11 protein-coding genes and 1 pseudogene are annotated in these 14,599 nt (G+C 72.5%); 6 read left to right on the top strand and 6 right to left on the bottom strand.

The window, feature by feature from the left end; translation table 11 throughout:
• Window positions 1-4: 4 nt before the first annotated feature.
• The 5 genes from VR45_RS09835 to VR45_RS09815 all read right to left on the bottom strand — a co-directional run bounded on the left by VR45_RS09835 (window position 5) and on the right by VR45_RS09815 (window position 7,115).
• On the bottom strand, window positions 5-1,768 hold the full coding sequence (locus tag VR45_RS09835) for a class I adenylate-forming enzyme family protein (RefSeq protein WP_052708973.1): 1,764 nt from the start codon (window positions 1,766-1,768) through the stop codon (window positions 5-7).
• A 147-nt stretch (window positions 1,769-1,915) separates the two neighbouring features.
• On the bottom strand, window positions 1,916-3,304 hold the full coding sequence (locus VR45_RS09830) for an FAD-dependent oxidoreductase (RefSeq protein WP_045939297.1): 1,389 nt from the start codon (window positions 3,302-3,304) through the stop codon (window positions 1,916-1,918).
• 104 nt (window positions 3,305-3,408) lie between these two features.
• Entirely contained in the window at window positions 3,409-3,651 is a 243-nt protein-coding gene (locus tag VR45_RS09825) for a phosphopantetheine-binding protein (RefSeq protein ID WP_045939296.1), read from the bottom strand.
• A gap of 203 nt (window positions 3,652-3,854) precedes the next feature.
• Window positions 3,855-5,405 carry an amino acid adenylation domain-containing protein gene (locus VR45_RS09820; protein ID WP_045939295.1) on the bottom strand — a complete coding sequence of 517 codons (1,551 nt, stop codon included), beginning with the start codon at window positions 5,403-5,405 and terminating at the stop codon, window positions 3,855-3,857.
• Window positions 5,406-6,044: 639 nt separating this feature from the next.
• Window positions 6,045-7,115: a polyprenyl synthetase family protein gene (locus tag VR45_RS09815; protein WP_045939312.1), complete on the bottom strand. Its 1,071-nt coding sequence runs from the start codon at window positions 7,113-7,115 to the stop codon at window positions 6,045-6,047.
• A gap of 341 nt (window positions 7,116-7,456) precedes the next feature.
• On the opposite strand from VR45_RS09815, the gene VR45_RS09810 reads away from it, so the two are divergent.
• From VR45_RS09810 to VR45_RS09790, 6 genes are all read left to right on the top strand, one after another.
• Window positions 7,457-8,371 carry a helix-turn-helix domain-containing protein gene (locus VR45_RS09810; protein ID WP_052708971.1) on the top strand — a complete coding sequence of 305 codons (915 nt, stop codon included), beginning with the start codon at window positions 7,457-7,459 and terminating at the stop codon, window positions 8,369-8,371.
• Window positions 8,372-9,103: 732 nt separating this feature from the next.
• Entirely contained in the window at window positions 9,104-9,484 is a 381-nt protein-coding gene (locus VR45_RS09805) for a VOC family protein (protein ID WP_045939294.1), read from the top strand.
• A 242-nt stretch (window positions 9,485-9,726) separates the two neighbouring features.
• A complete protein-coding gene (locus VR45_RS46795) occupies window positions 9,727-10,041 on the top strand; it encodes a hypothetical protein (RefSeq protein ID WP_159394160.1) in 315 nt (104 codons plus the stop codon).
• Window positions 10,042-10,044: 3 nt separating this feature from the next.
• Window positions 10,045-11,268 carry a helix-turn-helix transcriptional regulator gene (locus VR45_RS09800; protein WP_045939293.1) on the top strand — a complete coding sequence of 408 codons (1,224 nt, stop codon included), beginning with the start codon at window positions 10,045-10,047 and terminating at the stop codon, window positions 11,266-11,268.
• Between the two features lie 979 nt (window positions 11,269-12,247).
• Window positions 12,248-12,814: a hypothetical protein gene (locus tag VR45_RS09795; RefSeq protein ID WP_045939292.1), complete on the top strand. Its 567-nt coding sequence runs from the start codon at window positions 12,248-12,250 to the stop codon at window positions 12,812-12,814.
• Window positions 12,815-13,023: 209 nt separating this feature from the next.
• Complete coding sequence (locus tag VR45_RS09790; RefSeq protein ID WP_045939291.1) at window positions 13,024-14,187, top strand: hypothetical protein; 1,164 nt, start codon at window positions 13,024-13,026, stop codon at window positions 14,185-14,187.
• Window positions 14,188-14,239: 52 nt separating this feature from the next.
• On the opposite strand, the pseudogene VR45_RS09785 reads toward VR45_RS09790, so the two are convergent.
• A pseudogene (locus tag VR45_RS09785) lies at window positions 14,240-14,599 on the bottom strand (serine hydrolase); the annotation flags it as partial.

The following is a 14,599-nucleotide window of genomic DNA, read 5'->3' as shown; positions in this document are numbered from 1 at the left end:
CGTGCTACTGGGCGGTGAAGAGGGTGGCGAGGCGGGTGCGCAGTTCGCGCTTGAGCACCTTGCCGGTCGGCCCGAGCGGGAACTCCGCCGCCGTGCGGGCGATCCGGACGGCGGCGAGCGCGGCCAGTCCGGCCCCGGCCAGCGCCTTGTTGGCGGCCTCCAGCACCTCCTCGGCGGTCACGGACTCCGCTTGCTGCTGCAACTGGACGACGGCGACGGGCCGTTGCCCTTCCCCGGCGGCGCCCGGCACACCGACCACCGAGCAGTCCCGGACCAGTTCGGCGCAGTCCGCCAGCAGCACCTCCTCGACCGGCAGGCTGTAGACCGGCCCGGCCGAGGTGTCGATCACGTCCACGGTGCGGTCCAGGTGGTAGAACCGGCCCTCGGCGTCGCGCCGGGCGAGGTCCCCGGTCAGCCAGTAGCCGGCCAGTTCGAAGCTCTCGGTCAGCCGCGCGTTGTTCCAGTAGCCGGGAGTCCGCGAGGGCGAGTCGATCGCGAGCAACCCGACCGTGCCGTCCGGCAGTTCGTTGCCGTCCTGGTCCAGCACCGCCGCGCGGCGCACCACTTCGAGCGGCTTGCCGACGCAGCGGTCGTTGCGGACGCTCTCCGGTGTGGTGACCTGGCCGAACAGCGCCATGCCCATCTCGGAGGAGCCCAGGCCGTCGACGAACTGCGAACCGGGCAGCGCGGGTTGCTCGGCCTTCTCCTGCGGCAGCAGCCAGGGCCGGATCAGCCCGGCCGGGCGCTCGCCCAGCTGCACCAGTCGGCGGATGTGCCCGTAGTGCGCGCTGTCGCCGGTGTTGAACCAGGAGTGCACCTTGGCCGCGCCCGCCACCGGCAGCTCACCGGTGGCGAGTTCGACGAAGGTGCGCGGGAAGGAGGCGACCATGGTGGGCCGGAAGGCCTCCATCACCGGCTCGACCACCGAGCGCCGCCAGTCCGCCATCACCACGGTCGGCAGTCCGAGCAGGGTCGCGGTGAGGAAGTAGCTCAGGCCGCCGGCGTGGGTGTGCGGCATCAGCGACATCAGCCGGTCCTCCGGCTCGGCCGGGAAGCGCACCATCCGCGGCTGCTTCCCGTCCCAGAACTGCCGGTGCGCCAGCATCGTCGACTTCGGCGTGCCGGTGGTGCCGGAGGAGTGGATCAGCGCGACCACGTCGTCCGCCGCGTGCCGGTACGGGTACTCGGCGGGCAGGCCGCCGGAGGCGTCCGCGTCGAAGGCCTGGATCTCGGCGGCGAGCGCGATGAACCTCGGGCGGCGCTGCGGGTCCTGGCGGTACGCGGCGGCCAGGCGGGTGGTGTCGTCGGCGACCACGCCGACCACGCCGACGTGGTTCAGGTAGCGGACCATCACGTCGTGCCGCATGGCGTCGTTGACCAGGGCCGGGACGGCGCCCAGCGCGGTCAGCGCGAGGAAGTGCAGCAGCGGCTCCAGGCCCTCGGCGATCACCACCGCCACCGGCTCGCCCGGGCGCACGCCGTTCGCGTGGTACCAGGCGGCGTAGCGGTCGCGCAGGGCCGCGAGGTCCTGCAGGCTGTGGCCGCGCAGCACCACCGCGCCGCGGTGGTCGAGGTGGTGGCTGTAGGCGAAGGGGACCGCGCGGTTGGGGTTCACGGCGAGGGCGTGGTCGAGGAAGTTGCCGGCCCCGAGCCCGGGTTCGGCCATCAGCCGCTCGCGCGCGGCGAGCGGCGCGACCGGGGAGGGGCCGGAGGGCGCGGCGGAGGCTGCGGACGGGCCGCTGTTCAGGGAGGAACTCTCGTCGCTCATGGCGGTCTCCTGAGGGGGGTGGCCCGCGGTTCTTGTGGAACGGGAGCGCGGGCTGCGTGGTGAGGGAGAACAGGTGGGTGCGGGTGCGTGCCGGGGTGCTGGTGCCGGGGTGCTGGTGCTGGTGCCGGTGGTTCGGTGGAGCTGGGGTCAGACCTCGGAGTCGAGGATCTGTGCGACGACCCGGTGGCCGGAGCGGATCGCGCCCTCCAGCAGGCCGAAGAACTCGGTACTGGTCTCGGTCCCGGCCCAGTGCACCCGGCCGTGCGGCGCGGTCAGCGCCGGGCCGAGCCGCGACCAGTCGCCGGGCCCGAACAGGGCCGCGTAACACCCCTTGCTGTAGGGCTCGTTCACCCAGTCGGTGCGATGGAAGCCGATCGGCTCGGGCAGCATCGGGAACAGCGAGGCGGCCTGCTCGACGGCGGCCGCGCGCTGCTCCTCCGGCCCCAGGGCCGCGTAGCGGTGCGCCTCCGCGCCGGTGACGAAGCCGGTGAGCACGCCGACCCGGGACCCGTCCGGCGCGTCGGCCGGCGAGTCGTCGACGGTGGAGAGCAGCGGGCCGCGGGCGTTGACCGACCAGCCGGAAAGCCCGTGCTCGCGCCAGACCGGCGAGGGGTAGACCAGGTTGACCTTGACCGCGCAGCCGCGTCCGGTCCGCTCGCCCGCGCGCGGGGCCGGACGGACGGGCCGGAGGTCGAGCGACTCGGCGAGCAGCGGCGGCAGCGCCACCACCGCGACCTCGGCCCGGTACGCCGCGCCGGCCTCGGTGTGCACGGTGACGCCCTCGCCGTCCTGGACCACGGAGCGCACCGGTTCGCCGAGCCGCACCGAGCCGGGCCGCCGCTCCGTCAGCCGGGCGGCGAGCCGCTCGCACAGCAGGTGCGCGCCGCCGGCGACCCGGTCCTCCTGGGCGCCGCCCTCGAAGGCGTTCAGATAGCGCAGCCCGCCGCCCGAGCGCAGGTAGAAGGCCATGTGCAGGACCGAGACGTCGGCCGGGTCGGCGGCCATCATCTCGCCGAGGAAGAGCGGGAAGAACAGCCGGGCGTCCGGGTGGTCGAGCTGCTGCTCGGCCCACTCGGCGGCGGTGAGGGCGTCCAGCCGTTCGGCGTCCGGGGTGAGCCAGGGCGCCTCCGGGTCGACCTGGGCGGTGAGTTCGGCGAGCCGGTCGAACAGCTCGCCGAGCGCGACCGCGTTGAGCGGCGGGAAACGGCCGTCCCGGGTGGCGAGTTCGCCGTCCGCGCCGGGGGCGCCGGCGGCTCCGGCGGCGGGGTTCAGCGCGAACCGGCTCGCGCCGAGCATGGTGGTGGGCGTGGTGGCGAGGCCCAGGTCCTTGATCAGCGCCAGGAGTTCGGTGTGCTTGGCACCGAGGTAGGCGGCGCCCGCGTCGATCCAGGCGCCGGGCGCGACCTCGATCCCGTGGGTGCGCCCGCCGACCCGTGGGCGCGCCTCCAGCACGGTGACCTCCACCCCGCGCGCCGCCAGCCCCTCGGCGGCGGTCAGACCGGCCAGGCCGGCGCCGATCACCACGGCGGAGGCCACCCGGGCAGGGCCGTTCGTGGCAGGGCTGTTCGTGGTGGGGCTGTTCGTGGTGGGGCTGTTCGTGGTGGGGCCGTTCGTGGCAGGGCCGTTCGTGGTGGGGCCGGTCATCCCGCGGCCGCGATCAGCTCGACCAGACCGGCCGGGGTCGGCGCGAGCACGAAGTCCTCGAAGGACAGCTCGACGCCGTAGTTCCGGGCGACCGCGCTCAGGACGCGGGTGGCGATGAGCGAGTCACCGCCCAGGAGGAAGAAGTCCGAGTCCGCCGCGACGTCGTCCGTCTCCAGGACGCGGCGGAAGATCGCCACCAGGCCGTCCGTGTCGGCGGGGGTGGTGTCTACGCTGCTCAACGTGGATCTCCTTTGGCCATCGGGGTGCGGTGCGCCGGTGGGGCACCTGGTGCGGGGGCCGTACGGGTGGGCCCGGGCGGGGTACGGCAGGTGGGTACGGCGGGTGGGTACGACGAACGGACGCGGCTCCGGCGGGTGGTGGGCCGGGCGGCGGGCGGTGGTCCTGGGCGCCGGGGTTCCCGGTGCTGGTGATGCTGCTGGTGCTAGTGGTGCGCGGGTTCGGGCAGCTGGGCGGCGGCGCTCTCGCCGGCGCCGCGCGCGGAGTGCAGTCGGTGCGAGCCGGCCCGGTCGACCTTGCCGCTCGCCGTGAGCACCAGCTCCGGCACGACGGTGATCCGGCTGGGCACCAGATGGCCGGGCACCCGGTCCCGCAGGTACGTCCGGAGCTCGGCGCCCAGGGTCCCGGCCGCCGCCGTGGCGCGCGGGACGACGTACGCGACCAGCGCGGACCGGCCGGCCAGGGTCGTCCCGGTGACCGCGACCGCGTGCACGCCCGGGTGTCCGGCGAGGTGCGCCTCGACCTCGGCCGGGTCGACCCGGATCCCGCGCACCTTGAACTCGCCGTCCAGCCGCCCCTGGTGGGTCAGCACGCCGTCCGGCGCCCGGCCCACCCGGTCGCCGGTGCGGTACCAGCGCACGCCCTCGGCGTCCTCGGTGAAGCGGTCCGCGGTGGCCTCGGGCAGTCCGAGGTAGCCGAGCGCGACCGCGGGCCCGCCGATCAACAACTCGCCCTGCTCGCTGAGCCGTTCGTACACATGGGGCAGGGCACGCCCGATCGGCACCCGGTCGCCCGCCGCCCACGGCCGGTCCCGTACGGCCGCCAGCGGCCCGTGCAGGTCGACGGCATGGGTGATCAGCGTGGTCTCGGTGGACCCGTAGGTGTTCAGCAGCCGGACCCGCCCGGTGTCCAGGGCGGCCCAGTCGGCGAGCCGGGCCGGGTTGGCGGCCTCCCCGCCGATCACCAGCAGCCGGACGCACTCGGGCAGCGCCAGGCCCTCCTCGGCGAGGTGGAGGACGAGTTCGTGCCAGAACGCGGTGGGCAGGTCCAGCACACCGATCCGCTCCCGCTCCACCATGCGCAGGAAGCGCGGGAACGAGCCGGAGTGGGCGTCGCGGTCGAGGACGAGCGCGGCGCCGCAGGTGAGGGTCGGGAGGATCTCCTCGAAGCAGGTGTCCCAGTTCAGCGAGGCGAACTGCAGCACCCGGTCCTCGGCGGTGAGGCCGAACAGGGTGCGCAGCGATTCCACCGTGGCGGAGATCGCCCGGCGCGGTGTGACCACGGGTTTCGGCTGCCCGGTCGAACCCGAGGTGAAGAGCAGGTACGCCGGCCGCTCCGGCTCGGTCCGCTCCGGTGCGGTCCGCGTGTCGGTGGTCGTGCCCGGTAACTCGACGACGCACATGCCGGGTTGCGCGACGCCCCCGCCCATCGCCGTCCGGCAGCCGACCGAGGCCAGCATGTCCTGCCGCCGCTGCGGCGGGAACGCCGGGTCGACCGGGCAGTACGCCCCGCCGGCGGCGAGGATGCCGAGCAGGGCGACGACGGTGTCCGGCGTGTGGGTCGCCGGAACGGCCACCACGCCGGGTGCGGTACCGAGGCGGTGGGCCAAGGTACGTACCAACGCCCCGAGTTGGCGGTAAGTCAGCGCGTCCCCGTGGTGGACGATCGCCGGTCGTTCGGGATATCGGCGCACGGTTTCCGTGAACGCGTCAATCAGGTCGGAAGTGGCCCCGTGGATGTTGCGGTTATTTGTCATGCCCGCCCCAAAGAATGCCGTGCGAGCACTTGTTCGGTACTCGGCGGACCGGGACTCTACCGGCCCGGACTGCGGAGCCACAATGGCTGTTGAGGATGTCGCTTCAAGGATGTGTGGTTGACATGTGAACGGGGCGAGGTCTGTCTCGGCGGTCTCCTGGGGTTCAAGTGACTGCGCAGAGTGATGACTTGCTCACCCGATGCGCCGGTATGACGGCGCCGTTCCATGAGGAGATCGCACACCGTCCACTTGGGCGACCTATTCCCGTGCGGCCGAAATCCCCGGCGCCACAGGCATTTTCCCCGCTGCCCCCGGGCCGCCCGCTCCGGCCGTTCCCGCTGCTCGCGGCCGTTCGCCCCAGCTGCGGCAATTCCTCGATGAATTGACGCACAATCAGTTCTACTGGGCCGATCGAAGACGGATGGATCGTCCACCCGTCAACCACGTGCCAAGTCCCGCGTCCCGCCGGATCCGAAGTGCACGTCCTACCGCTCCGGCCGGGCCCGGGGCTCCTCGTTCAGCCGGTCCGCGACCTCGTTCGGCCGCTCGCCGGCCACGCTCAGTGTTCCGCTGCCACGCTCAGTCGACCGCGACCGCGCTCAGTCGTGCGCGACCGCGCTCAGTCGTGCGCGACCGCGCTCAGTCGTTCGCGACCACGTTCGCGAGCGGCAGGCCCGCGAAGAAGGCCACCGCCTCCTCGCGCCAGTGCGGGCGCCAGGTCGCGGCCTCGGCGGCCGCCGCCTCGGCGCAGCGGCGCATGTCGGCCCGGAGCTTCCGGTCCACGCCCAGCCGCCGGGCCAGCTCGCGGACCCGCTCGACCGTCGCGGCCGGGCAGTGCGGGTCGCCGAGCGCGGACTCCACCAGGGCCCGCTGCTCCTCGTCGGCGGCCGCGAGCAGCGCGCTCACGGCGTAACTGCGGCGCCCCGCGCGGAGGTCGGCGCCGGTGGACTTGCCGGTGCCGGCCTCGTCGCCGAACAGGTCGAGGTAGTCGTCGCGCAGTTGCCCGCCGATGCCGACCGGGATCGCGTAGCGGCGCAGCCGTGCGTCCGCCTCGCCGCCGAGGCGCTCCCCGGCGGCCAGCAGTCCCAGTCGCAGCGGCGCGAGCACGGAGTACCGGGTGGACTTGTACTCGCAGACGGTGTGCAGGAACTCCTCGTCCGGGATCCGCCGGAGGTCGCGTTCGAGGTCGACGATCTGGCCGGCCACCGTCTCGGCGCCGGCGTCCAGCTGCACCTCCAGCATCGCCTGCCGCAGTTCGGCGGGGACGTCCGCCTCCAGCAGGACCCGCATCGACAGGAAGGCGGCGAGGTCCCCGGCCAGGACGGCCAGGCCGAGCGCGGTGCGGTCCGCCGCCGGGAACTCCTGGCGGTAGGCGTAGTAGGTGGACGGGCCGCCGCGCCGCAGGGGCGCGTCGTCGATGATGTCGTCGTGGACGAGCCCGTGCGTCTGCAGCAGTTCGATGCTCAGCGCGGCCTCCGCCAGACCGGGCACCGGATCGGTGGTCACCAACCGGGCGGCCTCGTACAGCAGGGCGACCCGCAGCCGCTTGCCCCCGCGCAGCGAGAGGTCCCGCAGCAGCTCCAGGCAGCGCGGGGTGAAGCGGCTGAGCGCGGGCGTGTCGAGACGCTCCGGCAGGGCGTCGAAGTACGCCTCGAAGCGGAGGTCGAACCGTCGCCGGTGTCCGGCGGCTCGCTCGCGGGCAGCGGCCATGATCGTCTCGTTCACGCCCCCACCCTCGCATCCGCCCGCCCCGCAGCCGCGGCCACCCCCGAGGTCGCCACCGGCCCGGCCGCGGAAGAGCTGCGTTGTTCCCCCGGTTCGGGGAATCGGTGTTCGGGGAGCGTTCTGTGAATGTGCTCGTGCGAGTGCTTCGTCAGCGAAGCGCCCGAAGTGTCATCGGCGCCGAATCCCGGGAATCCTGGTGGGCGAACGCCCGAACCGCTCGGTGGAGTTGTTTCCGGTCAACCGCCCGTCACCCGGCGCTCGCGCCGCCCCGGCCCCATGGCATCGTGGACACGTCAAGTCTTCGTCTCTGCGATGCGGGAGCGCCCATGGAACGCGGCAGCGGAACACTGGACCTCGTCGACGGCGAGTGCGAGATGGCGTACGGCGCGGCCCGGCCGAGACTGCGCGAGTACGTGCTCGGCTACCGGGGCTACCGGCTGGAGTCGGACCGGCCCCGCCGTCGGCTGGAAGTGCCCACCGACGTGGTGACGTTGACGGTCGGCTTCGACGGATCGCTGCGGCTCACCGACGCCGTCGCCCCCACCGACAGCGGATCCTTCGGCTCCGTCCTCGCCGGTCTGCGGCGCACCGCGACCGTCGCCGAGCACAGCGGCCGGCTGCACGGCCTCGCCGTCTCGCTCACCCCCCAGGGCGCGTACCGCATCCTCGGCCCGGCGCTCGGCGACCTGGACGGCCGGTGGATCGAGGCGGGCGGGGCCTTCCCCGGCCGGGGTCCGCGCGAACTCGTGGACCGGCTGCGCGAGTCGCGGACCTGGACGGAGCGGTTCGCCCTGCTGGACGCCTACTTCGACGCGCGGTTCGCCGACGGGCGGGTCTGGGACCCCTCGGTGAGCTGGGCCTGGGAGCAGCTCCGCGCCTCGCACGGGCGGATCTCGGTGCGCACGCTGGTGGACAGCACCGGCTGGAGCCGTCGGCGGTTGGAGCAGCGTTTCCGCGAACACCTCGGCCTGGCACCGAAGCAGGCCGCCGACATCCTCCGCCTCCAGCGCGCCCTGCTGACCTACGAACGGCGGCCCGGCTGGGGCGGGGCCCGGATCGCCGACCACTGCGGCTTCTACGACCAGGCGCACCTGGTGCACTCGTTCCGCGCCATGGTGGGCTGCCCGCCGACCGCGTTCTTCGCCTCCCGCCGGGCCGCGCAGGCCCCCGAGCCGACCGATCGCCTGGCCGGCCGGATCACCACCGCCATCGAGTTCGTCGACGGCGGCCCGGACCGCTGACCGGAGTGCGCATTTTTACAAGCCCGGCCCGCCGCTCGCGCGGCATCCTGATCCGACGGGGCGGCGACGGGGGAGCCGCCCCCGAATTCGTCCGCCGTCCGCTGTCGGCCGCCGACTGCCGCCGACCGCTGCCCCGCAGCCTTTCGGACCCGCCGGGGGACAGGAGTGGGAAGTCGGCCCTGTCGACTTCCCACTCCCGCTCCCGTCCCTGATCCCACGCCGCACAGGCCCGTGGTGCGGCGACCGGTCCGCGCACGGCACGCCCCACCGCGCCGTGCGGGAGCCCTCGGCGCAGCGGCCCCCCGACCGCAGACCCCGCGCCGCGGGCGACTCCACCGTCCGCGCAGGAAGTCGGCCCACCGGGCTGGCACCCCCGAGCCGCGACGGCCCCCTCAGCTGTACGCGATGCGTTCGACCTCGAAGAGCTGGGCGGCACCGATCCGGCCCTCCTCCAGGGAGAGCAGCCAGGTCACCGGCGAGCAGCCGGGAGCCGGCCAGTGCGTGGTCGACGTGCAGCCGGCCGGTGGTCAGGAGGCGGACGATCCGCGGTGTCGTTCGGCAGTAGAGGGCCGCCGCCGAGCGCCTCGCTCCGGGAGGCAGCCCCGGCGCGGACGGGTACCGGTCCGTCGGTGGCGGAGGGCGGCCTCCTGCGGAACGCCATCGACGCCGATCTGTCCGGCTGGTAAGTTCCCGGGAAGGTGCTTCCTCGTCCCGAGAGAGTGGGTTCTGTCCATGGCGTGCCGGATCAGTGAGATCGTGCTCCAGTGCCACGACCCGGAGCTGCTGGCGCGGTTCTGGTGCGAGGTCCTTGACTTCGTCGAGCTCGACCGGGAGGCGGAGGGCTGCATCGAGATCGGCCCGCGCGAGGGGTTCGGCGGCCCGCAGGCGACGATCTTCCTCATCCGCACCGACCTGCCGAAGCCCGGGAACAACCGGCTGCACATCGACGTCAACCCCACCGACCGCGACCAGGCCGCCGAGCTCGAACGCCTCCTCGCCGCCGGGGCCGTCCCGGTCGACGTCGGCCAGCCGGAGGACGCGACCTGGCACGTGCTCGCCGACCCTGAGGGCAATGAGTTCTGCCTGCTGCGGACCCGCCTCGCCCCGGTCTGAGCGACGCCCGCCCGCCGGGAACTCAAGACCTCCTGGGGGTCTGGCGAGGAGGGCCTGCTGCGGGACTCGGCGGTCTTCCACTCCACAGCGGTCGTGTTGTCGCGCGGTGGGGCCCTCGGCAGTGCCGAGGGCCCCACCGTTCTTCGGCGTCCCGGCGGGTGAGTGGTTCACGGACGGCGTGAGGGCGGTCGGTTCGGTGTGTCGGGCAGTCGCCGGCGAAGGCGAACTGATGACGTACGGCCATGACCAGCAAGCCCTTCCCGCCCGAGCTGCGCTACTGGGGCACCGGCCGCTGCGCGGCCTACGTGAAGATCGGCCCCGGCGAGCTGGACTACGAACGCGAGGTCGCCGGTTACGCCTACGCCTCAGCGCACCTGACCGAACGAGAGGCGCCGCAACCGCACGCGAACCTCAGCTTCGTGCCGCCCGGCCGCGTCGTGCGGGACCTGCCGTTGGAGACGAAGCCCCGCCGCCCCGTGGCAGGGCGGCGGGGCCGGTGTCCACGCGGCTTACCTCGGCTTGCGCGGTACGGTCCCTGTAGCCACGAGGGAGGGTGAGCGGTGCTGGAGGAACGGGAGACCATCGGCAAGCGCGTGAAGCGCCAACGCCTACGGCTGGGCATGCCGCAGGCTGACTTGGCCGCGGCGATGGGCAGAACCCAAGGGTGGGTGTCCAAGGTCGAGAACGGCAGGGTGGAACTCGACAGGGCAAGCATCATCAACCAGCTTGCGGCGGCTCTTCACTGCCACCCCAACGACCTGATAGAGCGTCCGTACGTGGCGGGCAAGTCCTCCGAGAACCAGTGGCAGGTGTCGGCCTCGGGCATCTTGCGTGAGCTGCGCCGCTACGACTTGACTCCGGTTTTCGACGGCGAACCCCGTCCGTCTGCGGAGCTGTGGCGTGACACGCTACGTCTTCACCGCCTCCGCGATACGGCATCGAACGTTGCCATCCTGCGGATACTGCCGGACATGCTCCGCGAAGCGCGTGCGCTCGCTGAGGTGTCCACCGGCCGAGAGCGGGAAGAGGCGTTCTCGGTCTATGCGGTGTGCTGCAAGTTTGCCCATACGTCGGCTCACGCCCTCGGGCACCCGGAGCTGATCACAATGGCGTGTGAGCGTGCAGCCTGGGCTGCTCGGCTTTCAGGTGATCCAGTGCTTCCCGCCGTAGCTGACTGGATGCGGGTATGGGACATGTGGGCCAGCGCGGACTGGTCCGATGCCATCGTATTGTCGGATCGGGCGCTGGGCTCAATTGAGCGGCAGTACCGCGCAGGTGATCCCTTGGCCGTGCGCGCATGGGGGACACTGCACCTGCGGGCCGCCGTCTCTGCCGCTCGCGCAGGTGATCCGCCGGTTTGCGAAGATCACATCGAACAGGCCCGCAAGGCAGCGGGCCGGCTCACTGAGCAACCGACCTTCGACCGGCACTCCCTGACGTTCTCGCCCGGGAATGTCCTGGTCCATGCCATCTCTGTGCAGGTGGAAATGGGGGATCACTCGCAAGCCTTGGTGCTCGCCGAGCGATCCGATCCGGCAGAGATCGAGGCGCTGCCGAACTCGCGGCGCGGCCACCATTGCATGGACGTGGCTCGGGCCTGGCTCTGGGACGGAAACCGGGACCGAGCTTTGGCGGAACTCGAAAGAGCGGAGCGGATCGCCCCGCAACTGATCCGCAACCATCCCATCGCCCGCGCCACACTCAGGAAGATCGTTTACGCCGAACGGACCGCTACCCGTGAGAGGTTGAGGCGCATGTCCGACCGCTTCCACCTGGACGGATAGGGCTGTATTCCACTGATTCATACTCAGGTGTAATCGCCCGCGTACGTTCTGTCGCATGAGCGGACAGCGTACGGGGACCGGACCAGGACGACTCCTCTCAACTCCCGGCAGTGCTTGTGTCGATGCGGCGTTGGACTTCGCCGCCGATCTCGGCGCCGCCGCCAACCTGAGCCGAGACGGGACCGCTGACCCCGCCCTCCGCGCCATGGCGCAGGGAGCCGGCGAGAACGTGCGGTACGAACAGAACGGCCAGACCCCAGGCTGACCCTCCACGGCTCCCGTCCAGTCGATCGAATGAGGGTCCTCGCCAGGACGGGGTTCCACCCCTGCCTCACGGCAGGTACTCGCTGCACTCAGGCGTGCAGCGGGAGCACCACCGCTGGTCCCCGGCGGGCTGTGGGCGAATGTGCACGGCCGACCCGTCAGACGTGATGGGCGCTCCGACACCGCTTTGCCCGGCCCGCTCGTCCGACGGGACACCCTTTCCTGCGGGGGTGGGGACCAGCAACTGTCCGCCCCGGTCGCCCTTTCTGTGAGACGACCGGGGCGGGCCGGCCGCACCGATGTACGGCCCGGAGCGTCGTCCGATGCCCGGTTCTCTCCATCGTGAGGAGTAGTCATCGTGAGCACGCCGACCGAGCGTCCCCCCGGTCCGACGGCGCCGGAGACCACCACCACGAACGCCACCTTCGAGTAGAGGAGAGCATCAATGTCCAAGGTCATCGAGTCCAAGCACAAGGGTGCCGAGAAGCCCCCGCCGAAGCACGCGGGCAAGCCGGCCCCGGAGACCCCGCCCCCCACCCCGACGTCCAAGTGACGTCAATTCACCCGGGCGGGCCCGGGCCTGAACAACCCGAGCCCCCGCACCGGCAGCCCTCTCCGTCGCCGAAGCCCGCTCCGGCACCGGGAAGCTGACACACTGGGTGGCCCCCGCGCGTGTGACTTGTGCGGGGGTCACCCTCTCTGCAAGGGAGCGTAAGTGACGGTTCAGGACAGGTTCTTGATCGCCTACGAGTCACGGCACTACGAGGATGCGGACTGGGGAGCGCGAGCCGACCGGTGGACGGCATCGTTCTACACCGCTGCCGACACCACGGTGTTCGGTACGGCAGTGATCACCCGAGTGGTTCCCGGCGTGACCCCGAACCCCCGGGCGGCGCTGGAGGAGGACCCCGGCCTTCTCGACCGCATCCCGCGGGTCGTCTTCACCGAGAACGGCGGCCTGGTCCCCGAGTTGGCCAAGATGCGCCCCTCGCTACTGCTGCTGCTGGAGTCGGTCCACGTCACTGACAAGTGGCGGGGTAAGGGCGTAGGAATGCGCTTGGCGGTCGCTGCTCTCCGACAGCTGGCCGTTCCCGGGACCGTGGCCGTCTGCTACCCGGCTCCCATTCACGATCACGGGCCGGACGAACCGTGTTCGTACGAGTCGGACGATCCGGAGGTCCGGCGGCCGGACGAGGAGGCGGTGGCCAGGCTCCAGAAGGCGTGGGAACAGCAGGGCTTCGCACCGTTTGACCAGGCTGTCTACACCATGGCGTTTGTCTGAGGCCGTCCGACGCGACCAGCGAGCACGGGGAGGCTCGGCCAGGGGTGCGGGACTGGCTCCCCGTTCGGGGGCTCAGGGTGAAAGCATGTCCATCATGACAGGTCAGCGCCGCTTTTCGTAGGACGGAACGCACAGTTCGCGAGGCTTGTCCGGTCTGTTCCCCAGCGCTCAGAATCTCCTTCGTCCGTCATCCGGAGACAGGGGGAACGATGACGATCGATCACGACGCGGTGCTGCGGGCCCGAGTGCTGCTGCTGGGGTCCGGGCGGTTGTGGCCGGAGGAACTGGTCGGGGCGTACCGGGTGCTGGCCGAGGTGAGTCCGCAGGTGTACGGGCCGAAGTTGGTCGACGCGCTGCTGACGCTGTACTACCGGAGCCGGGATCCGAAGGTGGACGTCGCGCTGTCCGCAGAGGCATACCGGGCCGCACGCGGGATGGAGGCAGGGGCGCCGGACCGGGCGGAGCGGTGGTGCCGGGCCCTGGACGCCTATCAGGCCTCGCTGTTCGCCCTCGGGCGCAGGGCGGAAGGCCGCGCGGTCTGCGAGGAGTTGGCCGCGGCCGGCCGCAGTGGGCGGCTGGTGACCGTGCTGGCCGAGGAGGGGTGCTTCGGGGAAGCGGCGGCGCTGGACGAGGTGGCCGCCCGGAAGGCGGCCCGGGAGGGCTCGTTCAGGGACATGGTGCGGTGGGCGGCGAACCTGGAGGGCGCCGGGCTGCACGATGCCGCGTCGGCCGTCTTCCGCGAGCTCCTCGCGGAGACCCGGCGCGAGGCGGCCGAAGAGGGCACCGGCCTGCCGGTTCTCGTCGCGGAGCTGGTTCACTTCGCCCGGATGCGGGAGGCCGTCGGGGACGGGGAGAGTGCCGCGGCCGCCCGGCGGGAGGCCCTGGGGGTCCTGGAGGGACTCGCGGCCACGGGCGGGCCGAGGAGTTCGAACGGCCTCGTCGAGCGGTGGAGCACGCTCTTCGTCCTGTCGGGGCGGGCGGCCGAACCCGCCGCGAGCGCGGAGTCACCAATGCCGCCGTTCGGCACGGAGCGCGGCTGGTCGCGCGACGTCAGGGAGGGCTTTCTCGGCATGCTGCCGGACCTCGAAGCGGAGGCGGTGGGGCTGCGCGAGGCCGAGCGGCTGCCCGAGCTGGTCGACGTCCAACGCAGGATCAGCGTCCGCGCGGCCGTCCGCGACGGCGACCACCACTATCTGTTCGAGGAGCGGTTCGCGCCCCGGTTCGACGAGGGGGTGGCGCTCGCCCGCCGCCTGCCCGACGATCCCGCACGCCTCGCCCGCGCCCTCACCGACCGGTCGATGTTCCTCGTCGCGGTACGCTCCTTCGAACGCGCGCACGCCGACCTCGCCGAAGCGGCGGCGCTGTTGGACTGATGCCTGTCCGTTCGGCCGCCGCCGGCCTCGGCGCGGGTATCGGCGGGGGGCGTCAGCGCAGCAGCTTCACGGGTGACCGGCCGGCGGTGCCCTCGGCAGAGGGCGCCGCCGAGGCCGCCCCGGCACCGTCGGCGCCGCAGGCCGCCTTCAGGAAGAGTGCGTCGATCGCCGCGCCGGTCTCGTCGGTCTCCGCGCCCTCCAGGAGGTTGAACGAGAGGGCGAACTGGCGCGAGCCGTCCTTCGCGCCCAGCAGGATGGTGTTGTAGCCGGGGATGCCGCCGGTGTGGCCCCAGACCTCGCCGCACGGCAGGTCGTAGCGGATCAGGCCCAGGCCGTAGTGCGCGGCGATCGTCGGCGCCGGGACGACTGTCGTCATCTCGGCCAGCCGGGCGGGTGTCAGCAGCTTGCCGCC

The organism is Streptomyces sp. NRRL S-495 (genome assembly GCF_000966955.1).
GTDB classification, from domain to species: Bacteria; Actinomycetota; Actinomycetes; order Streptomycetales; family Streptomycetaceae; genus Kitasatospora; species Kitasatospora purpeofusca.
Note: the sequence above shows the minus strand (reverse complement) of the source record. Positions and strands in the feature narration are given on the sequence as shown.

Excerpts from the sequence above, each read along its gene's own strand:
- VR45_RS09820 (WP_045939295.1), bottom strand. The coding sequence starts at position 5,405 with ATGACAAATAACCGCAACATCCACGGGGCCACTTCCGACCTGATTGAC.
- VR45_RS09815 (WP_045939312.1), bottom strand. The coding sequence starts at position 7,115 with ATGGCCGCTGCCCGCGAGCGAGCCGCCGGACACCGGCGACGGTTCGAC.
- VR45_RS46795 (WP_159394160.1), top strand. The coding sequence starts at position 9,727 with ATGACCAGCAAGCCCTTCCCGCCCGAGCTGCGCTACTGGGGCACCGGC.
- VR45_RS09790 (WP_045939291.1), top strand. The coding sequence starts at position 13,024 with ATGACGATCGATCACGACGCGGTGCTGCGGGCCCGAGTGCTGCTGCTG.
- VR45_RS09805 (WP_045939294.1), top strand. The coding sequence starts at position 9,104 with ATGGCGTGCCGGATCAGTGAGATCGTGCTCCAGTGCCACGACCCGGAG.
- VR45_RS09835 (WP_052708973.1), bottom strand. The coding sequence starts at position 1,768 with ATGAGCGACGAGAGTTCCTCCCTGAACAGCGGCCCGTCCGCAGCCTCC.
- VR45_RS09810 (WP_052708971.1), top strand. The coding sequence starts at position 7,457 with ATGGAACGCGGCAGCGGAACACTGGACCTCGTCGACGGCGAGTGCGAG.